16 protein-coding genes are annotated in these 22434 nt (G+C 65.5%); 7 read left to right on the top strand and 9 right to left on the bottom strand.

Going from position 1 to position 22434, the window contains the following annotated elements:
• Positions 1–13: 13 nt before the first annotated feature.
• Both IC234_RS22225 and rfbC read left to right on the top strand, forming a co-directional pair.
• Positions 14–1126: a glycosyltransferase family 4 protein gene (locus IC234_RS22225; RefSeq protein ID WP_190928567.1), complete on the top strand. Its 1113-nt coding sequence runs from the start codon at positions 14–16 to the stop codon at positions 1124–1126.
• Positions 1127–1164: 38 nt separating this feature from the next.
• The gene (rfbC, locus tag IC234_RS20915) at positions 1165–1713 is read left to right on the top strand and encodes a dTDP-4-dehydrorhamnose 3,5-epimerase (protein ID WP_190928569.1); all 549 of its coding nucleotides are present in this window, start codon (positions 1165–1167) and stop codon (positions 1711–1713) included.
• Positions 1714–1809: 96 nt separating this feature from the next.
• On the opposite strand, the gene IC234_RS20920 is transcribed toward rfbC, so the two are convergent.
• Positions 1810–3114 carry a UDP-N-acetylmuramoyl-tripeptide--D-alanyl-D-alanine ligase gene (locus tag IC234_RS20920; RefSeq protein WP_190928571.1) on the bottom strand — a complete coding sequence of 435 codons (1305 nt, stop codon included), beginning with the start codon at positions 3112–3114 and terminating at the stop codon, positions 1810–1812.
• Between the two features lie 102 nt (positions 3115–3216).
• Between IC234_RS20920 and IC234_RS20925 the strand changes: the two genes are divergently transcribed.
• On the top strand, positions 3217–5544 hold the full coding sequence (locus tag IC234_RS20925) for a T9SS type A sorting domain-containing protein (RefSeq protein WP_190928573.1): 2328 nt from the start codon (positions 3217–3219) through the stop codon (positions 5542–5544).
• A 246-nt stretch (positions 5545–5790) separates the two neighbouring features.
• Here the strand turns inward: IC234_RS20925 and IC234_RS20930 are convergent, their stop codons facing one another.
• From IC234_RS20930 to msrA, 4 genes are all read right to left on the bottom strand, one after another.
• Positions 5791–6573, bottom strand: coding sequence for an amidohydrolase (locus IC234_RS20930; protein WP_190928575.1), 783 nt, complete (start codon positions 6571–6573; stop codon positions 5791–5793).
• Positions 6574–6591: 18 nt separating this feature from the next.
• Positions 6592–7773, bottom strand: coding sequence for a methionine aminotransferase (locus IC234_RS20935; RefSeq protein ID WP_190928577.1), 1182 nt, complete (start codon positions 7771–7773; stop codon positions 6592–6594).
• Positions 7774–7847: 74 nt separating this feature from the next.
• Entirely contained in the window at positions 7848–12080 is a 4233-nt protein-coding gene (locus tag IC234_RS20940) for a PAS domain-containing sensor histidine kinase (RefSeq protein ID WP_190928579.1), read from the bottom strand.
• Positions 12081–12221: 141 nt separating this feature from the next.
• Positions 12222–12902, bottom strand: coding sequence for a peptide-methionine (S)-S-oxide reductase MsrA (msrA, locus tag IC234_RS20945; protein WP_190928581.1), 681 nt, complete (start codon positions 12900–12902; stop codon positions 12222–12224).
• Positions 12903–13259: 357 nt separating this feature from the next.
• Here msrA and IC234_RS20950 point away from each other — a divergent pair, with 357 nt between their 5' ends.
• Entirely contained in the window at positions 13260–13658 is a 399-nt protein-coding gene (locus tag IC234_RS20950; RefSeq protein ID WP_190928583.1) for a hypothetical protein, read from the top strand.
• Between the two features lie 103 nt (positions 13659–13761).
• Positions 13762–14766, top strand: a complete 1005-nt coding sequence (locus tag IC234_RS20955) for a fatty acid desaturase (RefSeq protein ID WP_190928585.1) — start codon at positions 13762–13764, stop codon at positions 14764–14766.
• A gap of 19 nt (positions 14767–14785) precedes the next feature.
• On the opposite strand, the gene IC234_RS20960 is transcribed toward IC234_RS20955, so the two are convergent.
• Entirely contained in the window at positions 14786–15109 is a 324-nt protein-coding gene (locus IC234_RS20960) for a hypothetical protein (RefSeq protein ID WP_190928587.1), read from the bottom strand.
• A 229-nt stretch (positions 15110–15338) separates the two neighbouring features.
• Positions 15339–15890, bottom strand: coding sequence for a YceI family protein (locus IC234_RS20965; protein WP_190928590.1), 552 nt, complete (start codon positions 15888–15890; stop codon positions 15339–15341).
• A gap of 180 nt (positions 15891–16070) precedes the next feature.
• Here IC234_RS20965 and IC234_RS20970 point away from each other — a divergent pair, with 180 nt between their 5' ends.
• Positions 16071–18941, top strand: a complete 2871-nt coding sequence (locus IC234_RS20970) for a TolB-like translocation protein (RefSeq protein ID WP_190928592.1) — start codon at positions 16071–16073, stop codon at positions 18939–18941.
• A 192-nt stretch (positions 18942–19133) separates the two neighbouring features.
• On the opposite strand, the gene IC234_RS20975 is transcribed toward IC234_RS20970, so the two are convergent.
• Positions 19134–20465, bottom strand: a complete 1332-nt coding sequence (locus IC234_RS20975) for a Gfo/Idh/MocA family protein (protein WP_190928595.1) — start codon at positions 20463–20465, stop codon at positions 19134–19136.
• A 201-nt stretch (positions 20466–20666) separates the two neighbouring features.
• Complete coding sequence (locus IC234_RS20980) at positions 20667–21503, bottom strand: alpha/beta fold hydrolase (RefSeq protein ID WP_190928597.1); 837 nt, start codon at positions 21501–21503, stop codon at positions 20667–20669.
• A gap of 325 nt (positions 21504–21828) precedes the next feature.
• On the opposite strand from IC234_RS20980, the gene IC234_RS20985 reads away from it, so the two are divergent.
• Positions 21829–22431, top strand: a complete 603-nt coding sequence (locus tag IC234_RS20985) for a DUF4136 domain-containing protein (RefSeq protein WP_190928599.1) — start codon at positions 21829–21831, stop codon at positions 22429–22431.
• Positions 22432–22434: the final 3 nt, after the last annotated feature.

Here is a 22434-nt window from a genome sequence, read left to right on the forward strand (position 1 = left end):
TTACCCCAAAAAAGTGCGCGTCGCCATCGTTATCAACACCAGCTGGAACATCTGGAATTTTCGCGCCAGCCTCGTGCGGGCCTTGCAGGCCGCCGGCCACGACGTGCTGGCCATTGCCCCGCCCGATGACTACTCGCAGCGCCTCGAAACCGAGCTGGGCTGCCGCTACGTGCCCATTCTGATGGAGAACAAGGGCACCAACCCCGTAAAAGACGCCGCCCTTACGCGCCGCTTCTACCAGATTTACCGGCGCGAGCGGCCCGACGTGGTGCTGCACTACACCATCAAGCCCAACATCTACGGCAGCATTGCCGCTAAAATGGCCGGCATTCCCAGCATCAACAACGTGAGCGGGCTGGGCACGGTGTTTATCGTCAAGAACTTCGTGAGCAAGGTGGCGCTGGCGCTCTACCGCTTCGCCTTCCGCTTTCCGGCCAAAATATTCTTTCAGAACGGCGACGACCGGCAGCTGTTCCTCGAAAACGGCCTCGTGCGCCGCGAAATCACCGACCTGCTGCCCGGCTCCGGCGTCGACACCGAGCGGTTTCGGCCGGCGGCGGAGTTTGTGCGCCAAACGCCGTTTGTGTTCCTGATGGTGGCCCGCGTGCTCTATGAGAAAGGCGTGGTGGAGTACTTCGAGGCGGCCAAAATCGTGCGGCAGGCCGTGCCTGGCACCCGCGTGCAGCTGCTGGGCGGGCTCGACGAGGCCGGTGGCGTGGGCGTGCCCCGCGCCACGTTTGAGGAGTGGCTGAAGGCCGGCGACATCGAATACCTGGGCCGCTCCGACGACGTGGCCGCCCACCTGCACCGCGCCGACTGCGTGGTGCTGCCCAGCTACCGCGAAGGCACGCCCAAAACCCTGCTCGAAGCCGCCGCCGTGGGCAAGCCCATCGTGACCACCGACGTGCCCGGCTGCCGCGAAACCGTGGTGGACGGCCGCAACGGCTACCTCTGCCAGGTGCGCTCGGGCGAAGACCTGGCCGCCAAAATGCTGCAAGTGCTGCGCCTGAACGACGCCGACCTGCGCGGCATGGGCCAAAATAGTCGCTACCTTGCCGAAACCAAATTCGACGAGAAACTGGTGCTCGACAAATACGTCTCGGCCGTGGCGGCGGTGAAAAAATGACCCTGCGGGCGGCCCGGGCTCACCCTACCTTTGCGCCAATGCAAGCCAAAACCCACGCCCTGTCCGGGCTCATTGAATTTATCCCCCGCCTGTTCGGCGACCCCCGGGGCGTGTTCTACGAAACCTACAGCGCCCGCCACATGCAGGAGCTGGGCTTGCCCGCCGACATTCATTGGGTGCAGGACAACCAGTCGAAATCGCAGCCGGGCGTGGTGCGCGGCCTGCACTTCCAGCGCCCGCCCCACGCGCAGGCCAAGCTGGTGCGCGTGGCCCACGGCCGCGTGCGCGACGTGGTGGTGGACCTGCGCCGCGATTCGCCCACTTACGGCCGGCATTCGCAAGTCGAGCTCAGCGCGGCCGTGGGCAACATTCTGTTCATTCCGGCGGGCTTTGCCCACGGCTTCGTGGCGCTGGAAGAAGACACCTTGTTTCTCTACAAATGCTCGGACTACTACGCGCCCGCCAGCGAAGGCGGCCTGCTGTGGAACGACCCCGCCCTGGGCATCAACTGGGGCGTAGCTGACGCCCTGGTTTCGGCCAAAGACGCCACCCTGCCCACGCTGGCTGAGTTCGAGAGCCCGTTTTAGGACAGTGAACAGTTAGCAGTTGGCAGTTAGCAGTGAACAGTTAGCAGTGGACATCGGGCGGTTCTGTTCACTGATAACTGTTCACTGTTAACTGAATTACAGCAGCTCCACCAGCGTTTCCAGCGCCATGCCGCGGCTGCCTTTCACCAGCACCAGCTGGTGGCTCACGGGGTGTTGGCGCAGCCAGTCGGCCGCTTCGGCCTTGGTGGGGAAATAGTGGGCGCCGGGCGCCGCGGCGTGGGCATGCTGCATCTGCTCGCCCACGAGCAGCACCTGCTCGATGGGCAGCCCAGCCAGCAGCTGGCCCAGCTTGGCGTGCTCCCGTTGGCTTTCTTCGCCCAGCTCAAACATGTCGCCCAGGATGGCCGCCCGGCCCTGGCCCGCGCTGGCCGGCCGCTGGGCAAAGCTGCGCAAGGCCGCCGCCATGCTGCTGGGGTTGGCGTTGTAGGCGTCGAGCACGAGGTCGTTGCCGCGCTCGGTGCGCACCAACTGCGAGCGGTTGTTTTGCGGGTTGTACTGGGCCAGGGCGGTGGCCACGCGCGCCGGCGCCACGCCAAAGTGCAGGCCCACGGCGGCAGCGGCGGCCAGGTTGGGGAAGTTGTAGTCGCCGGTGAGCTGAGCGGCCACGTCGGTGCCGTCGGCCAGGCGCAGGGCCACGGCGGGCGCGGCCGAGAGCAACGTGGCGGGGTAGGTGTCGGCCGCGCCGGGGTAACTGAGGCACGTGGGCACCTGTGCGGCCAGGCCGGGCAGCTTGGCGTCGAGGGTGTTGACGAAGGCCGTGCCCCCGGTGCGGGCTAGGTAGTCAAACAGTTCCCCCTTGCCCTTGGCCACGCCCTCAGGCCCGCCAAAGCCCTCGAGGTGGGCCAGGCCGATGTTGGTGATGAGGCCGTGCGTGGGCTGGGCCCACTGGCAGTAGGCCGCGATTTCGCCCTGGTGGTTGGCGCCCATCTCTATCACGGCGAAGTCGTGCTCATCGGCCCGCAGGCGCAGCAGGGTGAGGGGCACGCCGATGTGGTTGTTGAAGTTGCCGATGGTGGCCAGCACCTTGAACTGCTGCGCCAGCACGGCCGTGAGCAGCTCTTTGGTGGTGGTTTTGCCGTTGGAGCCCGTCACGGCCAGCACCGGGATGCGGAATTGCTCGCGGTGTTCGCGGGCCAGCTCCTGCAGGGCCAGCAGCGGGTCGGGGGCGTAGGTGTAGCGGGCGGGGTCGGTGGCGGCCAGGTCGGCGTCGTCCACCACGGCGTGGCGGGCGCCTTTGGCCAGCGCCTGGGGCGCAAAGGCCGCGCCGCGGAAGCTGGGGCCGTTGAGGGCAAAAAACAGCGTGCCGGGCTGGGGCTGGCGCGAATCGGTGCTGACCAGGCCGCCGGCGGCCTGGTACTGCGAATAGAGCGAAGTGGGCATGAACGGAAACGGGGTGCCGGGTGTAACTTGCTACAAAGGTGGGCGTGATTTTTGTACTGCGCCGGGCAGTTCTTCTTTCCTCACGTCTGTTGCTTGTTGCTTATGCTTCGTTCTTACGCTTTTTTGCTGGCGCTGCTGGCTTTTTCCATCGGGGCGCGGGCCCAGTCGGCCAGCCGCTTCGGGTTTGAGTACCGGGCCGCGGGCAAGGTGGTGCAGGGCACCGACACCCTGGCTAACGCCTGGGCCGGCGGCCTCAATACTCCGCAGTTCAGCACCATCGACCTGAACAACGACGGCCAGCCCGACCTCTATGCCTTCGACCACGAAAGCAGCCGCAGCTACACCTTCCTGAACGTGGCCGCGCCCGGCACCACGGCCGGCCGCCGTTGGCTGTATGCCCCCCAATACGAATCCATTTTCCCCGACAGCCTGCGCGGCTGGGCCCTGCTGCGCGATTACGACTGCGACGGTCGCGCCGACCTCTTCACCTACGTGAACGGCGGCAACATTGCCGTGCTGCGCAACGTGCTGGTCAACGGGCAGGTGCAGTTCCAGTTGACCACCCGCCAACTGCGGTTTTCGGGCAATTTTACGGGCACGGCCAACCTCACGGTGGGCGGCTACAACCTGCCGGCCATCCAGGACGTGAACGGCGACGGCAAGCTTGACATCATGACCTATGATTTCATCAACGCCGTCTACATTGAGCAATACCTCAACACCAGCCCCGGCACCTGCGGCAGCGCCCTCACTTTCCGGCTGAACACCGACAACTGGGGCAGCCTGCGCGCCTGCGGCGGCTGCGCCGAATACATGTTCAACGGCCAGGCCTGCTTCACGGCCAACAAAACCCTGCACACCGGCGGCCACAGCCTGCTGCTGGTGGACCTGGACGGCGACGGCGACCAGGACCTGCTCGATGGCCGCGACAACTGCCCCGAGCTGGTGCGCTTGCTCAACCAGGGCACCACGGCGGCGCCGGTGCTCACGCAGGCCAGCATCAGCGCCAGCTTCCCGTCGGCGGCGGCGCCGGCCCGGGTGCCGGTGTTTCCGGCCGGGTATTCGTTCGACGCCAACTTCGACGGCCGCCCCGACCTGGTGGTGGCGCCCAACATGCTGAACAACCAGGCCGACCTGGTGAGCATGCGCAACAACGTGCAGCTCTTCACCAACTCGGCCGCCAGCGGCGCGCCCGCCTTCGCCAAGCAAACCGACGCCTTCCTGCAGAACACGATGATAGACGTGAGCGAAGGCGCCGCGCCGGCTTTCGGCGACCTCGACGGCGACGGCCTGACCGACCTGCTGGTGGCCAACCACGCCGACCGCGTGAACAACGTGTACCGCGCCACCATTGCCTACTACCACAACTCGGGCACGCGCGCCCAGCCGGTGTTTCAGCTGGTGAGCACTGACTACCTGGGGCTGAGCGCCCAACGCTTGCTGGCCATCAAACCTTTCCTGGTCGATTTGAACCGCGACGGCGCCCTCGACCTGGTGTACGCGGCCTGGGACCGGGGCACCAACGTGTTCACCTACATCCTGAACACGGCCCGCCCCGGCCAGCCGGCGGCGTACGACCCCAGCACGGCCGTCATATTCAAGCCGCAGGGCCCTGCCACCACCTCGCCGCCCGCCAACCCCGCGCCCACCCAAGGTGTGCTGCCCTACACCATGGGCGACGTGCCGTGCTTCACCGACGTGGACAACGACGGCTTCGTCGACCTGCTCATCGGCACCAACGAGGTGCGCGAGCCGGGCATGTCGCTGCGCTACTTCCGCAACCGCGGCCGTGGGCGCCTGGACAGCGCTTTTGTGTTGGTGAATAACGACTTTGGGCGCATTCGCACCGCCACCGGCGCGCGCCCCGACAACCTGGCCCCCAGCGTGGCCGACTTCGACGGCGACGGCTTGCCCGACCTGCTCACGGCCGACGCCACGGGCTACCTGCGGCTGTTCAGCAACTACCGCGCGCAGGTGGGCATCTTCCTGGAACGTACCGATTTGCTCTACAACTCCCTCACCAACAGCTACGAGCCCACCCGCCTCGGCCTCGACCCCTACTCTTACTACGGCCTGGCCGCGGCCGACGTCAACGGCGACGGCGCCCCCGAGCTGCTGGTGGGCACCCAGGCCGGGGGGCTGCTCAGCTTCGGCACCCGCAACCGCGTGCTCACGGCCACCCGCGCCGAAGCCGCCGCGGCGCTGGCCCTGAGCGTGTACCCCAACCCGGCCTCGGCCTCGGCCACCGTCGAAACCGCCAGCCCCACCCGCCTCACCCTGCTCGACCTTACCGGCCGCGTGGTGCGCACCCTTGATGGTGCCCAACGCCGCCACGTCCTCAACCTCAGCGGCCTGGCCGCTGGCGTGTACGTGGTGCGTGCCGTGGGTGCCGATGGCGCCACCGCCGTGCAGCGCCTGGCCGTGCAGTAGGGAGGTGAAGCGGTGGGCTGTCATTGCGAGGCCGCAGGCCGTGGCAATCCGTCCTGTTCTCAGCAACCAAGGTAATAACTGTGACAAGCCTTTCTATACTGACCTCAACAACAAGCCCCGGCATTACACAGTGTCGGGGCTTGTTGTTGAATTTGTCACAACTTAGGACTGGTCGTGAAGAGAGGAAGGATTGCCGCGCTGCGCTCGCAACGACAGGACAGCTCCCCTCTATGATAAGCGTGCCTTTTAGCCAATCAACTCAAACGCATCCCCATCATTCAAGGCGGTGAACTTGGCGCGGAAATCATCCAGCTCAGCCTTTTTCAGGGTGTGCGTGAAAGTACCGGTCTGGTCGTGGGCTTCCACCAGGTAGCCGCCTTTGGCGTCGATGAGGGCCGAGTCGCCGCTGTAGGCGTGGCCCAGGCCATCGTGGCCAATGCGGTTCACGCCCAGGGCGCAGGCCACGTTTTCGATGGCGCGGGCGCGCAGCAGGGTGCGCCAGGCGGTGCGGCGCACGGCGGGCCAGTTGGCCACGTACAGCAGCAGGTCGTAGGGCTCATGGGGCTGGTTGCGGCTCCACACGGGGAAGCGCAGGTCGTAGCACACCAGCGGGCAGATGCGCCAGCCGCGCCATTCTTCCACCAGCCGCTCGCGGCCGGGCGTGTAGGTGTGCTGCTCGCCGGCCAGCGTGAAAAGGTGGCGCTTATTGTAGTAGCTCAGGCGGCCGTCGGGGCGCACCCAGAGCAGGCGGTTGTAGTAAGCGCCACCTTCCTCGATGATGACGCTGCCCGTGAGCACGGCGTCGAGCCGGGCGGCGTGGGCGCGCATCCACGCCACGGTGGGCCCGTCCATGGGTTCGGCCAGCGTGGCAGCTTCCATGCTGAAGCCGGTGGTGAACATCTCGGGCAGCACCACGAGGTCGGTGGGGCCGTCGAGGCGGGCCAGGGCCAGGTCGAGGGTGGCGCGGTTGGCGGCGGCGTCCTGCCAGTGCAGCTCGGTTTGGAGGAAGGAGACGGTGAGGTCGGACATGGGAAGGAGGAAAGGTGCCTACCGCAGCCGCGCGGCCGCGGCTTCCAGCGTAGTGGCTTCTTTCGCAAAGCAAAACCGAATCAGCCCCTCGTCAAAACCGTTGTGGTAAAACGCCGACACGGGTATCACGGCTACGCCTTTCTCGCGGGCCAGGTATTGGGCAAACGCCAGGTCGGAGGCCGGCGAGAAGGCGTCGTAGCGGGCCAGCTGGAAGTAGCCGCCGGGCACGGGCAGTAAGTCCCAGCCTCCCTCGGTGAGCAGGGCCCGGAACTGGTCGCGCTTGGCCTGGTAGAAGGCGGCCAGGCCGCGGGCGTGGGCGTCGGCGGGGTCGGCTTCGAGGGCGTCGGCCAGGGCGTGCTGGGTGGGCGTGTTCACGGCGAAGGTGAGGAACTGGTGCACGCGCCGCACCTCGGTGGTGAGGGCCGGCGGGGCAATGCAGTAGCCCACTTTCCAGCCGGTGGCGTGATAAGTTTTGCCGAAGGACGAGAGCACGAAGCTGCGCTCGCGCAGCTCCGGGTGTTGGCGCGCGCTGCGGTGCCGGGTGCCGTCGAACACCAGGTGCTCGTACACTTCGTCGCTCAGCACCAAGGTGTTGGTGCCGGCCAGCAGCTTGGCCAGCGCGTCCCAGTCTTCGTTCGAAAACACGGCGCCGCTGGGGTTGTGGGGCGTGTTCACGAGCACCAGCCGGGTGCGGGCCGACACCACGCGGCGCACGGCGTCCCAGTCGGGCCGGAAGTGGGGGGCGGGCAGGCGCACGTAGCGCGGCACCCCGCCCTGCAGCCGGATGGCCGGGCCGTACAAGTCATACGCCGGCTCGAACACCAGCACCTCGTCGCCGGGCCGCACCACGGCCGCCAGCACCGCATACAGCGCCTCGGTAGCCCCGGCCGTGAGGGTGATTTCGGTGGCCGGGTCGGGCGCGGGGGCGTCGGGCTGCAGGCGGGCCACCTGAGCGGCAATGGCTTCGCGTAGGCGCGGCAGGCCAGGCATGGGCGCGTACTGGTGGTGGCCCGGCGTGCGGGCGTGGCGGGCCAGCGCCTCCAGCAGCGCCTGCGGCGGGTCGTAGTCGGGGAAGCCCTGAGCGAGGTTGATGGCGCCGGTTTCCTGGGCCAGCAGGGTCATTTGGGTGAAGATGCTGACGCCGATATCGGGGAGCTTGGACGGGAGCGCGACGGCAGGCAGGGGCGGGGGAGTGCTCATGAGCTGAGAGGGAGAGAGGGGTTCAACAAAGAAAACACCCAAACCTTGAGCCGTCTACTCCCCCGGCTGCCGCACTACAAATACATCCGAAACGTGGTGCCTTCGTTCACCACGCTGCTCACTTCCAGGCGTCCGCCGTGGATTTGCACGATGCGGTTCACCAGGTACAGGCCCATGCCGGTGCCCTCCACGTGGGTGTGGAAGCGCCGGAAGAGCTGAAAGAGCTGCGCGCCGTAGCGCTCCATGTCGATGCCCAGGCCGTTGTCCTGCACCGTGAGGATGGGGCGGCCGCTGGCCGCGTCGGGCGTGCAGCTGAGGCGGATGACGGGCGGGCGCCCGGGAGCAGCGTATTTCAGCGAGTTGCTGATGAGGTTATAAAGCAGGCTTTGCAGGTTGGGCCGCACAAACTGAATGGTGGGGCAGGTATCAAAGTCCAAGTCAAACTGCGCGCCGGTCTGCGTTACTTGGTCCTGCAGGCTGTTCACCACTTCGGCCACCAAGGGGGCCAGGGCCACGGCCTCGGCGGGCACTTCCTGCTGCTGGCGCTGCCCGCGCACGATGGCGCTGAGGTCGTCGATGGTGCTGAAAATCTGCGCCAGCGCCCGCTCAAAGTACGCAATGAGCTTGATGGCATCGGGGTCGCGGAAATAGGCCGTGCGGGTCAGTTCTTCAAAAATGCCCGCCATGTTGTTGATGGGCTGCTTGAGGTCGTGCGAGGCCGTGTACACGAAGTTGTCGAGGTCTTCGTTGGTGCGCACCAGCCGGGCGTTTTGCTCTTCCAGCTGCTGCTGCACCTGCTTGAACTCGTGCACGTCGGTGTTGGCGCCCACCCACACGGCAATGGCGCCCGACTTGTCGCGAATGGCCTCGGCCCGCGCCAGGTACCAGCGGTACACGCCCTTCTGGTCGCGCCAGCGGTGCTCGGCCTCAAAAGGCTCGCCCGTGGCGAGGCTGTGCTGCCAGCGGCGCAGCGTGCCGGGCAGGTCGTCGGGGTGAATGAACCGCTCCCAGCCCCAGTCCTGCAGCTCTTCGAAGGTGCCGCCCGTGAAGTCGTACCAGCGCTGGTTGTAGTAGCTCACGCTGCCGTCGGGGCGCGAGGTCCAAGCCATTTGGGGCAGGGTTTCGAGCAGCTGCTGGAAGCGGGCCTGGCTGGCCAGCACCTGCTCCTGCAGGTGGCGCTGCTGGTGCACGTCGGTGTTGGTGCCGTACCACTTCAGCACCTGGCCGCCGGGCGCGCGCCGGGCCTGGGCCTGCCCCAGAAACCAGCGGTACTGCCCGTCGTAGCGGCGCAGGCGGAACTCGGCCTCGTAATAGCGCTGCGAGGCCATGGCCTGTTCCCAGCGCGTCTGCATGGGGGCGCGGTCGTCGGGGTGCACAAATTCCAGCCAGTGCGCGGCGCCGTTTTTCTCCATCGACACGCCCACGTAGGCCGCGGTGCGGTGGTTATAGAAATCCACGGTGCCGTCGGGGCGGGCCGTCCACACCTGCTGCGGAATGCTCTCAGCCTGAATGCGCAGCTCTTCTTCGCTCTCGATGAGGCGGTCTTGCAGCGCGCGCAGCTCGGTCACGTCGGTGTTGGTGCCAAACCAGCGCACCACCGCGCCGGTGGCCGCGTCGCGGATGGGCCGCGCCCGGCTCAGAAACCAGCGGTACTCGCCGTCGTGCCGGCGCAGCGGGAAGGTGTCTTCCCAGGGCTCGCCGGCCGCAATGCTGGCCAGGTAGCGCCGGGTGATGCCTTCCACCAGCGCCGGGTCGTGCACTTGTTTCCAGCCATCGCCTTTCATGGTTTCCAGGGTAGTGCCCGTGTACTCGTACCACTGCCGGTTGTACCAGTCGATGTAGCCGGTGGGGTCGGCCATCCAGGCCAGTTGGGCAATGTTGTCGGCCAGGGCTGCAAATTCGAGGCGGCTGCGGGTCAGCTCCTCGGTGCGCTGCTGCAGGTCGTGGACTTCCACGGTGGCCGCGCTGAAGCCGGCCGGCTGGCCGGCCTCGTCGGCGTAGGGCTGGGCCTTGGTTTGGAACCAGCGCAACTCGCCGTCGCGCCGCCGCACCCGGAACGTGGCCTGCCAGGCCTCGCCCCGCACCATGGCGGCCTGGGCCAGCGCGGCCACGGCGGCGCGGTCGTCGGAGTGCAGCACTTGCCAGGCGTCGTCGGGCGGACCGGCGGGGTCCAAGCCGGTGTATTCGTAGAAGTACGGGTTGGTGTAAGTGATGGACCCGGCGGGGTCGAAATTGAAAATAAACACCGGTACTGAGGCCGTGATGGCGCGCACCTGCTCGTCGCGGCGGCTCATTTCGGCGGCCAGGCGCTCGGCCTGCTGGCGGGCGCGCACGCGCACCGTCACGTTTTTCGAGAAGTTGAGCACGCTGTTCACGGCGCCCTGCTCATCGCGCAAGGCAATGTAGGTCAGGTCGATGTACACTTCGGGGTGGGAGCCGTCCGGGTTGTGCAGGTGCAGCGCAAGCTCGGGCCGAACGAGGGTTTCGCCGGTTTGGTACACGTGGTCGAGCATGGCCTCCAGGCCCTGTGCGGCCAACTCGGGCAGCAGCTGGGCCACGGGCTCGCCCAGGCGGGCGCGGTGGCCCACCAGCTCGGCGTAGCTGGGGTTGAAGAACGAGTAGCGGTGCTCGGGACCTTCCAACGTGGCCACGTAGGCGGGCAGCTGCTCCAAAATGCGGCTCAACTGCTGGTCTTTGAGCTCGAGGCGGTGCTGGGTTTCGTGCAGGTCGTGGATGTCGAGGTCGGAGCCGAACCACTGGCGCGAGCGGCCGGCGGCCCGGGCGTCGTCCAGCGGCTCGGGCACGCCCTGGCTCACAAACCAACGGTACTGGCCGTCGTGCCGGCGCAGGCGCAGCTCGTAGCGCCAGGGCGTGCCGGTGGCCAGCGCGGTGGCGTAGGCGGCCTGCACGCGGGCACGGTCCTCGGGGTGCAGGCAGGCATCCCAGGCATGGGCCAGGTCGTCGTCGGCGGTGGTGCCGGTGTAGGCGTACCACTGCGGGCTGAGGTAGAGCACCTGCCCTTCCTGGTCGCTGATGAAGGTGATGAAGGGCAAGCTCTCGGTCACGCGGCGCAGGCGCTGGTCGGCGGCGCGGGCTTCGGCCTGCAGGGCCTCGCTGCGCTGGCGGGCCAGCACTTTTTCGGTCACGTCGATGCCGTAGGCCAACACGCCGGTGCCGGTTTCGCCGCGCAGCGGCAGGTAGCCGAAGTCGTGGTAGCGTTCTTCAAGCTGGCCCGTGGCAGGGTCCAGCAACTCGGTGCGCTCCTCGATGCCAAAGTGGGGCTGGCCGCTTTCGCGCACGCGGTTCAGCAGGCCCAGGTAGCCTTGGGCGGCCACTTCGGGCAGGCTCTGAGCCACGCTCCGGCCCACCACGGCGCGCGGGCCCATGGTTTCCTGGGCCCGGGCCGACAGGAAGCTGAACGCCAGCTCCGGCCCTTCCATGGTGCTGATGGTGAGCGGCAACAGGTCGAGAATGCGTTGCATGAGGCGCTGCTGGCCTTCCAGCTGCAACTGCGCACGGTGCCGGGCGTCCACGTCGGTGCAGGCGCCGAACCAGCGGCGCACCTGCCCGGCGGCATCGTAGTGCGCCATGACGTGCGACAGAAACCAGCGGTACTCGCCGTCGGTGCCGCGCAGCCGGAATTCCACCTCGAAGGGCCGGCCTGAATTCAGAGCCGCTTCCCAGCGCGCGTACATGCCGGGCAGGTCGTCGGGGTGGATGATGCGGCTCCACAGGGCCGTCCGGTCGGCTTCGTCGAGGCGCAGCACGTCGTGCCCGGTGTAGTCGATGAAGCGCTGGTTGGTAAATTCCGGTTCGCCGCTGGGCGAGGTGGCCCACACCAGCTGCGGCAGGTTTTCGGCCAGAAAGCGAAACTGCTCGTGCTCCAGCTCGGCGGCGCGCTGGCTGTAGAGCTGGCCGGTCACGTCCAGCAGGCGCACCAGCAGGTAGCGCGGGCTGGCCAGCGGTACGGGTTGCAGGGTGGCTTCCCAGTAGCCGCCGGGCACGCGCCCGGGCGCCGCTTCGGCCAGCGCCGGCAGCAGAATTTGCGGGGCACCGGCCCGCACGGCGGGCAGCGCGTGCGCCCACGCGGCGGCCTCGGCCAGCACGGTGCCGGCGGCGGCGGCGGCCGCGCACAGCGCCGACAGGGGCTGGCCCACCAAGGCCGTTTCTTCGGTGGCCAGCAGGGCCGTCATGGCCGTGTTCAGGCCCCACACGGTGCCGTCGGGCGCCAGCACTGCGTGGGGCGCGGGCAGCATCTCAAACAGTAGCTCAAAATCGAGGGCGGGCCGAACGGCAGGGGCGGGCATAGCAGGCAAACGCGGCAGCAAGCAGCCGATAATGCGCCGCTTCTGTTTCCAAAGATAGGTCGGCGCGGGCGTAGGGCGCGCGGGCGCAAAAAGGCCCCGGCCGGTGGGCCGGGGCCAATAGCGACAAAAAACGCCGGGACCCTACAGCGGATTCTTCAGGTCTTTCGAAAAGGCTTTCCGCACGTGCTCGACCTTGGCCGCCGACACGTGCTCAATGTAGGGGTTTTCGGGATGCAGGCGGTAGTAGCCCTGGTGCTCTACCTCGGCAGGCCAGAATTTCTGAAAGGGCACCACTTCGGTCACGATTTTGCCGTCGTATTGCTTCGAGGCGTTTACGCGGGCAATGGTGGCTTCGAGAATTTTCTTTTCCTCGGGCGTGCGGTAGAAGGCGGCCGAGCGGTACTCGGGGCCGGCGTCGGGGCCCTGGCGGTTGAGCTGGGTGGGGTCGTGCGAGGCGGTGAAGAAGATGTCGGCCAGCTTCTGGTAGGTCACCACCTTGGGGTCATAGTAAATCTGCACGGTTTCGGTGTGGCCGGTGGTTTTGTCGGCCACTTGCTCATAGGTGGGGTTGGCCTTGGTGCCGCCGGCGTAGCCGCTCACCACCTGCTTCACGCCTTTTATTTCTTCAAAGGCTTCTTCCTGAGCCCAGAAGCAGCCGCCGGCGAAGGTGGCCACGGCCAAACCCGTGAGATTGGCGGGGGCAAAGCCGGCCGTGGAGCGCGGCGGGCGCTGGCTCTGGGCTTCGGCGGCGGGCTGCGAGCCGCAGGCAAATAGGAACGAGAGCAAGCTCAGGCTAATCAGGGATTTTACGCGGTTGTTCATGGAATAGCTGATGACGAACTGGGGGCCGGGGGAGGGGCCTTGGGCTGGGTAGACGCGCGCCTGCCCCACGCCTTACAGCCGCCCTGCGCCCGGAAAAAAAGCATACGAAGCCGGGCGCAGTCCGGCTTGCCCATAAGCTAAACCGAGCCGGAAAAGTTTGGCTTGAAAAGCAGGCCTTTCTCCCCGCGCCAATAGGGGCTGCCGCTTGGGCGAGCGGGGTAGCTGGTAGGTATTTGTTCGGGATGACAGATGCTCTGAAATGGGTATGAGCGGTTTTTTGCGCAGTAATTTGCCCTCGGTCTGTATCTCCGACTACGTATTTGCCGTAGCAGGGCCCACTGTCCTTCCTTTTCCGCTATGTCGCTGCAAACCTTACTCGAAGAATCTCACATTACCATTTCCTACGACCATTTGAACGAGTGGCTCCTGGCCGACTGGCAGGGCGACCAAGACCTTGTCAGCGTGCAGCGCGGCGCCCTCGACATGCTGCGCCTGCTGCGTCAGCAGCGCTGCCACAAAGTGCTGAACGACAACACCCGCGTGACCAGCATGTGGAGCGAGGCCGCTGAGTGGGGCGGCAAGGTGTGGTTTCCGGCCATGACGGAGGCGGGCCTGCAGTATTTTGCCTGGGTGTACTCGCCCAACCTCTACAGCCGCCTTTCCACCGACCTCACCCTGCAGTTTGCCGAAGGCAACCCGGTCGTTTCCACCTTCGACGACCTCGACACGGCCAAGGCCTGGCTGCAACAGATGTAGGGTCCGGTCGCCGCCGTCGGAGGCTGAACCTATTTGCCGTATTTTTGTCTGAAAGCCCGGGCGCAGTGGCATTCCGTCGCGCCTGTATTTCAGCTTCTTTCGTATGGCCTCAGCTCCTACCGCCTTCACCGTGGCCACCGCCACCGAGCCGCACCGCGTGCGCACCCGCCAACTCATCAAGGCCCACCCCGAGGTGAAGCAGCTGATGACGCGCAACCCCACCACCTTCCTCATCGGGCTGGGCTGCGTCCTGGCCCAGGTAGGGCTGGCCTGGTTTCTGCGCGACAAAGCCTGGTACTGGACCATTCCGGTGGCTTACCTGGTGGGCGCGTTTTTCTCGCACACGCTGTTTGTGGTCATCCACGAGGCGGCCCACAACCTGGTGTTTCGTGGGCTGTGGAAAAACGTGGCCACCGGCATTCTGGCCAACTTTCCGTCGGTATTTCCCACGGCCATCAGCTTCAAGAATTTCCACATCAAACACCACGTGTTTCAGGGCGTGCACGAGCTGGATGCGGACTTGCCCGACTGGTACGAGGCCAAGCTGATTCATAACTACAGCATCGGCAAGGCCATCTGGCTGTTTTTCTTCCCGCTGTTCCAGGTCATTCGCACGGCGCGCTGCCGCGAGGTGGCCACTATCGATAAGTACGTGGCGGCCAACATCGTGGCCCAGGTGGCCTTCGACGTGGCCATTGTGTACTTCTTCGGCTGGACGGCGCTGCTGTACCTGTTCCTGAGCTTCTGGTTCTCGGTGGGCCTGCACCCGCTGGGCGCCCGCTGGATTCAGGAACACTACCTCACCCTCAGCCCCGAGCAGGAAACCTACTCCTACTACGGCCGCCTCAACGGCATCAACCTCAACGTGGGCTTCCACAACGAGCACCACGACATGCCCAGCATTCCGTGGAACAACCTGCCCAAAATCAAGGCCCTGGCGCCCGAGTTCTACGAGCCGCTGCTGGCCCACACCAGCTACACCAAACTCTTCTTCCGCTTCCTGTTCGACCAGGAAATCAGCCTCTACTCGCGCATCACGCGCAAGGAGCGCGGCACCGCCACCCTCAAAGACCAGAGCGTGCCGGACAAGGAATTGCTGTCGGCATAAATTGGGGTGGCAGTGTGCGCTACATGGGGCCGTCCTGGCAGGCCGTGGTCGATACGTTGCTGAGCACCACCCGCGGCACGGGTCCTTTCACGCCATCGGCGGCAAAGCAGCGCACGCCGCTGTCTTGGCGGTTAGGGTCGTTCACGGCGTTGAAGTGCAGGGCCGGGCCCACGGTGATGAGGCGGGGGTAGTCCATGGTGTTCACCACCGCGATGACGTGGCGGCCCAGCAGCGTGTCGCCGTTCACCCGGCGTTGTAGCGCGGGGGCGCCGAGGCCGTAGGCGGGGTCTACATCAATCAGCATACCGTCCATGCAGGTGAAGCCCACCACTCGGCCGCTCATGCAGACATTGGGAGAAACAGCGTCTTTGGAGCAACCCACCAGGGAGCAAGCGGCCGCGATAAAACCAGCGCAAAGGAGTTTGGGAAAAGGCATAGTGCAGAAAAATCAGCAGGTGAAAAATCGTTGTTCAGTGCCTTGACCGGGCCCGGCCACCATTCGTTGCGCGAGCATAAAAAAAGCGGCTGTTCCACTCGGAACAGCCGCTTTTTGGTGTCTTCAAAGCGCTGACTTACGCCTGCTTGGCAAACTGCACGTTGGCAATGAGCTTCACGTCGTCGCCCAGCACAATGGAGCCGGCTTCTGTCACGGCGCCCCAGGTGAGGCCGAAGTCTTTGCGGTTGATTTTGCCGCTCACCTCAAAGCCGGCCTTGTGGTTGCCGTAGAAATCGACGGCCGAGCCGCCGTATTCGGCTTCCAGGGTCACGGGCTTGGTCACGTCTTTCATGGTGAGGTTGCCGGTCACTTTGTAGGCGTCGCCGTCTTTCACGAAGGACGTCGACACGAATTTGATGGTGGGGTACTTGGCGATGTCGAAGAAGTCTTCGCTCTTGAGGTGGCCGTCGCGCTGCTCCTGGTTGGTATCGATGCTGTCGACATCGAGCGAAAACTCCAGCTGCGCGTTTTCAAAATTGTCGTCGCCGGGGCTTTGCATGGTACCCTGGAACGACTTGAACGAGCCGGTGACGGTGGAAATCACGAGGTGCTTGATTTTGAACTGCACTTCGGAGTGCGTGGGGTCGAGGGCCCATTTGGTAGCGGCGGCGGTGGCGGTTTCAGTCATGGCGATTGAAGTTGATAAGGTTGAAAGTGGATGCAAATGTAATCAATGTTGGTACATTTGATGTCGATACATGAATTATATTTTTAAAGTTCATTCGTCGGTAAAGCTGATGGCCGGTGAATGGGTGCAAGCGTTGGCGTGGCGTTATTTAGGCTTCGTTTTCTGCTGACTCATTTTTCTATGCATCGTTTGCTGTTGTCGGGGGGGTTGGGCCTGCTGGTGGCCCGGCTGGCCCCGGCCCAAAGCCTGCCCGTGTTGTCGCAAAACCCGCCCGATTTGCATTGGCAGGAAGTGCGCACGCCGCACTTCCGGGTGCTGTACCCGGCCGGGCTCGACTCGGCGGCGCAGCGCACCGCCGCCCGCCTCGAACGCCTGCACGGCCCCAACGGCGCCACGCTCGGCGTGAGCCCGCGGCCCATCTCGGTGGTGATGCAGGCCCAGACCACGGTCAGCAACGGCTTTGTGACGTTTCTGCCGCGGCACGCCGAGTTTTTCATCACCCCGCAGCAGGCCCTGGATTTGGGCACCGTCGACTGGCTCGACGGGCTGGTGGTGCACGAGTTCCGGCACGTGGGGCAGTTCGAGAAAGCCCGCCAGGGCGTGGGCCGCGTGCTGAGCCCGCTGCTGGGCGACGGCGCCCTGGGCGTGGCCGCCGTGGGCGTGCCGCAGTGGTTTTTTGAGGGCGACGCCGTGGGCACCGAAACCGCCCTCACGCGCAGCGGGCGCGGGCGCATCCCGAGCTTCGGGGTGGGCCTGCGGGCCAATCTGCTGGCGGGCCGGCGCTATTCCTACCAGAAAGCGGTGAATGGCTCCCTGCGCGACAACGTGCCCAACTGGTACGTGTTGGGCTATTTCCTGACGTCGTACTTGAAGACGCACTACGGCCCCAACGCCTGGGCGAAGGCGCTGGACGAGTACTACAAGTTTCCGTTCTACCCGTTCTCGTTTTCCAACGGCATCCGGCTCACCACCGGCCTCACGGTGGAGCAGCTCTACGGCCGCACCATGACGGAGCTGGATTCGACCTGGCGCGCCCAGCAGGCCGCCCAGCCGGCGCCCACGCCCGCGCAAGAGTTGCGGGTGGAAGCCACCGAGCGGGTTTTTACCCAATACCAATACCCGCAGTACACCTCCGATAGCACCGTGCTGGCCCTGAAAACCGGCCTCGACTACATTCCGCAGCTGGTGCTGCTCAGCCGCCGCGGGGCCGAGCGCAAGGTGTTCGTGCCCGGCCAGCTGAACATTCCCGAAATGCTGTCGGTGAACGGCGGCAAGGCCGTGTGGCCCGAGTTTCAGCAGCACGCCCGCTGGGGCCAGCGCATTGCCTCGGAGCTGAAGGTGCTGGACCTGAACACCGGCCAGCTCACACGCATCGGCAAAGGCGGGCGCTACTCGGCCGCGGCCCTCTCGCCCGACGGCACGCGCCTGGTGGCCGCCCGCACCGACGCCAGCTACCACCACGCCCTCGTCGTCCTCGACGCCCAAACCGGCGCCGAACTGCAAACCCTGCCCAACCCCGCCAACGACCTCTACATCCAGCCCCGCTGGCACCCCGACGGCCGCCGCCTGGTGGCCGTGACGCTGAGCGCCGCCGGCAAAACCATCGTCGTCATCGACCCCGCGACTGGCACCGCCCGCCCGCTGCTGCCCGTGGCCAACGTGAACCTGGCCAACCCGCAGCCCTGGCAGGGCTTTGTGCTCTACAATTCGGCCCAAAGCGGCGTCGACAACATTTACGCCGTGCAGGCCCGCACCGGGCGCACCTTCCGCGTCACGGCCCGGCCGCTGGGGGCCTACCACGCCGCCGTGGCGCCCGGCGGCCGCACCCTGGCCTTCCACGATTTCCGCGCCTCGGGCGCCCGCGTGGTCGAAATGCCCCTCGACAGCACCGCCTGGGTGCCGGTGCCCGTGGCCAGCACCGACGCCATTGGACCATATGCCGACGCCCTCACCGCCAGGGAGCCGGCCGGCCGCGAAGTGGCCCGCCTGCTGGCCCGGCCCGACTCGGCCGGACCGCGCTACGGCGTGAACCGCTACTCACCGCTGCGGCACGCGTTCAACCTGTTCAGCTACGGCGTGGTGCAAAGCCCGACCGGCAACGCCGTGGCCGTGGGCCTGCGCTCGCAAGATTTGCTGAATACCACGCAGGTGTTTGCCGGGCTGGGCTACGACCAGGTGGAGCGTACCTTCAGCGTGACCAGCGCCGTGAGCTACCAGGGCCGCTTCCCGGTGCTGGACGTGGACATGACCTACGGCGGGCGCGACGCCGCCCTCATCAGCCAGGGCGTTACGTACCGCGACCAGTGGCAGTACCTGCGCTTCAGCGCGGGGCTGCGCCTGCCGCTCACCCTCACGCATTCCAAATATCTGCAGGGGCTGACGGTGGGGGCCTACCTGCTGCACGAGCAGGTGTACGGCTACGACCTGCCCCTGCGGCGGGTCACGGAAGTCGGCCCCAACCGGCCGCTCAACGCCGTGCAAACCACCCTCAGCTACGTCACGCAGCTGAAGCGCAGCGCCCGCAGCGTGGCGCCGAAGTGGGGCGGCTCGCTGCTGGGCACCTACCGCACCACGCCCTTCGGCGGAAACCTGAATGCGTCGCAGGCCGGCCTGCAGGGCAGCGTGTTTCTGCCAGGGCTTTCGCGCAACCACGCCATCCGCCTGCGGGCCGGCTACCAGTGGCAGGACCAGGCCCAGTATCAGTTCGCGCCGGCCGTGTCGTTTCCGCGCGGCGAGGGCTACACCAGCTTCGACCGGCTGCGGGTGGGCAGCTTCGACTACTACCTGCCGCTGGCCTTCACGCATTGGGAGCTGGGGCGCCTGCTCTACATCCAGCGCCTGCGCGCCACCGTGTTTGGCGACGTGGCCCAGGGCCGCGCCATCCGCGGCATCAACGTGGGACTCGATTACCAGAACGTCGGGTTCGATGCGCTGGTGCAGTTCAACGTGCTGCGCCTGCGCACGCCCATCGAGGGCGGCGTGCGGGTGGTGTATAGCTCGGTGCAGCGGCAGTGGGTGGTGCAGGCGCTGGCGTTTGATATCCGGCTGTAGAACTCCGTGTCATTGCGAGGCCGCAGGCCGTGGCAATCCGTCCTGTTCTCAGCGACTAACCAAATAATGTGACAAACTCAAATAAAAGCCCCCGCACGACTTATTGCGGGGGCTTTTCACGTTCTGAAAGTGTCTGGTTAATACAGGACGGATTGCCGCGGGCTGCGCCCTCGCAATGACAAACGACCCCGCTTACGCTCGCACGCTCTGCGGCTTGAGCGTCGTGAGGTCGCCAATTTTTACCGGCTTGCCGCTGTCGATGCTGTGGCGGGCGGCGATGCCGACCAGGCAGGACATGGCCCCGTCGCGGGTGCCGGCCGACTGGCGGTAGGGGTCGGCGCCGGGCTGGAAAATTTGCTTGCGCAGGCGCACGTCGCCGCCGCCGTGGCCTTCCTCGTTGTTGGGGATGCGGATAAGCTCGCGCTTGCCGAAGTTGGGCGTGAACTGGATTTCGTCGAAGGGCTCCTCGTCCCAGGTCTGGCGCTCCTTAATCCAAGCTTCGAGGCGGCCCTTGGTGCCGTTGAAGGCAATGCGGTAGCCCTCGTAGGGCGAGTAGGTGGTGAGGCTATAGCTCACCTGCACCTGGTTGGCGTACTTAATCTGCACGGCCATCTTGTCGAAGATGTCGATGTCTTCTTTCCACACGCAGCCGTCGCGCAGGTAGCCGTCGTACTTTTCGTTGTCGACGTAAATCTTGGACAGGCGCGCGTCCTTGGTCACGTCCCAGTAGAACTGGCACTTGTCTTTGTGCGGGCAGGGGCGGCAGTGGGTGTGGCGGAACGAGTTGTTTTTGCCGTAGAAATTCAGCTGCCCGTTGGCGTACACTTCCTCGGGGTCCGAGTCGAGCCACCAGTTCAGCAGGTCGAAGTGGTGGGTGGCTTTGTGCACCAGCAGCGAGCCGCTGTTCTGGCGCAGGCGGTGCCAGCGGCGGAAGTAGTCGGCGCCGTGGTGCACATCCAAATACCAGTGGAAATCGGCGGAGGTGATGTTGCCGATGACGCCGGCCCGCAGCAGCTCAAACAGCTTCTGGCGGTGCGGCGAGTAGCGGTAGTTGAAGGTCACCTTCACCTTCTTGCCGGTGCGCTTTTCGGCGTCGATGATTTCCTGGCACTTCTTTTCGTCGGTCGTCATCGGCTTTTCGGTCACGATGTCGGCCCCGTACTCCATGCCCTTCACGATGAATTGGTTGTGCGTCGCGTCCACGGTGGTCACGATGAGCACGTCGGGCTTCACCTGCTTCATCATCTTATCGAAATCGGTGAAGGTGGGGCAGCTCACGCCCAGCATCTTTTTGCCGGTTTCCACGCGGCCGGGGTTGATGTCGCACAGCCCCACGAATTCCATTTTGTCGCCGTGCTCCTTCAGCACGTCCACGCCCCACATGCCCAGGCCGCGGTGGCCGGTGCCCACCATGGCCACGCGGGTTTTCTTGGCGGGCGCCAGGGCCGAAGCCAGGGCGTTGTGGGTGAGCAGCGAGCCGGCCAGGGCGCTGCCGGTGAGTTGGGCGAAGGTGCGGCGTTCCATCAGCGGTGGGAATGAGGTTGGGCCGGTGAAGTTGCTGTTCTTTTGGCTGAAAACCACCAGGCAACGGCGGAGATATTTGCGCAATCGTTCCCGGAGGTAGGGCACGAAAAAGCCCCCGCTGGGGGCGGGGGCTTTGTGAAAACTTGAAGACCACATTCTTCTCGGCTGTCATCCTGAGCGCCGACAAAACCCGTGCGTTACTTACCGCAGCCGCGTTTCGTGGTGCAGGAAATGGTCCACTGCCGACAGCGTCTCCTGGGGGGCGCTGAGGTGGGGGCAGTGGCCGCTGGTTTCCACCACTTTCATGCGGCTATCGGCCAGCTGCTCGTTGATGTAGTGGCCCACGGCCAGCGGCGCGATGATGTCGTGCGCCGACTGCACGATGAGCGTGGGAATGGTGAGGAAGCCCAGCTCGGCGCGGGTATCGGAGAAGAACGTGACGCGGGCGAAGTGCTTGGCGATTTCGGGGTTGGTGCGCACAAAGCTGTTGGTGAGGGCCATCACCAGCTCGGGGCTTTCCTTCTGGCCCATCATCACGGGAGCAAAGCCGTTGGCCCAGCCGGTGTAGTCGCCTTCCATGGCGGCCAGCAACTCGTTGATGTCCTTTTGCTCGAAGCCGCCGGCGTAGCCTTGCTCGTTGATGAAGCGGGGCGAGGGCGACACCAGCACCATTTTCGAAAACCGCTCGGGCTCGCGCACGGCCGCAATCACGCCAATCATGGAAGCCACGGAATGGCCCACGAACACCACGTCGTGCAGGGCCAGGGCGCTGAGCACCTGCAGCAGGTCGTCGGCGTGGCCGGCCAGGGTGCCGTGCTTGGCCGTGGGCTCGTACGCCGCCGGGTCCGACTTGCCGGCCCCAATCAGGTCGAGCAACACCACCCGGTACCGGTCTTCGAAGTGGGGCGCCACGAAGCGCCAGTCGCTTTGGTCGCCGCCGAGACCGTGCAAAAACACAATGGCGGGGGTATTGGGGCCGGAGGCGCCGGAAATGGTGACGTTGCTGCGTTCGAGAATGGAAGTAGCGGGTGGGTTCATATTGTGGGAGTAGGGGAAGAAAGGTGTAAGAGGCGCAACATACGCCGGCTTTTGATAATGTGGATTCCGGAAATGAGAAATATCACGAGGGGCGGCGAGTGGTTATAGCGCTTGTTGATTAGTTGCTAGCAGCACGCCAATGGGTTGTGAAATGACACGCTTGGGCTGTGGCGCAATTATTTTTTGGCGCGAAAGCGGCCAGGGCCAACGGTCTGAAATGGGCCTTGCCAGGGCCTGGGCGCACTAAACTGAGCCATAACCTTTGCCCGGCCGGCCAGGTAAGCATAGGTGCTTTCTCCTTTCCACTTTCTCCTTTTTCTGTGCCATGAAGCATCCCCTTGTCTGGGCCGCCTTGCTGCTCGTGTGGCTCGGCGCCTGCGCGCCCGCCGTGAACGTTGAGCAGCGCGCCGATGTCAATTTCAACAACTACCACACCTACGCCTGGGCCGAAACCGAAGTGAAAGCGCCCGGCGACCAAAACCCGCTGCTGCGCAGCCCCATTGCGCAGGCCAACATTCAGCAGGCCATCGAGGCCGAGCTGGGCAAGCGCGGCCTGCGGCGCGTGGAGCGCAACCCCGACTTTTACCTCACCACGCACCTGTTTGTGGAGCAGGCCGAGCGCACCGTGATGAACCCCACGCCGCCCCCGCCGGCGTTTGCCTACCCCTACCTGGTGCGCTACCGCGGCGCCTTGCTGCCCGTGAACTACGGCTACTGGTACTCGCCGGCCTACTACCAAACCAGCCGCACCGAGCAATACCGCGAAGGCACGCTGGTGCTCGACTTCATCGACGCCAAAACCAACAACCTGGTGTGGCGCGGCTCGATGGGCGAGGCCGTGAACGACCCCGCCCGCATAGGCACCCAGTTTGCCGAGGCCGCGCGCGACATCCTCGACAAATTCCCCAAAGGCAAAACCGGCTCCTGAGCC

The sequence above is a fragment of the Hymenobacter armeniacus genome (assembly GCF_014699055.1).
Taxonomy (GTDB): domain Bacteria; phylum Bacteroidota; class Bacteroidia; order Cytophagales; family Hymenobacteraceae; genus Hymenobacter; species Hymenobacter armeniacus.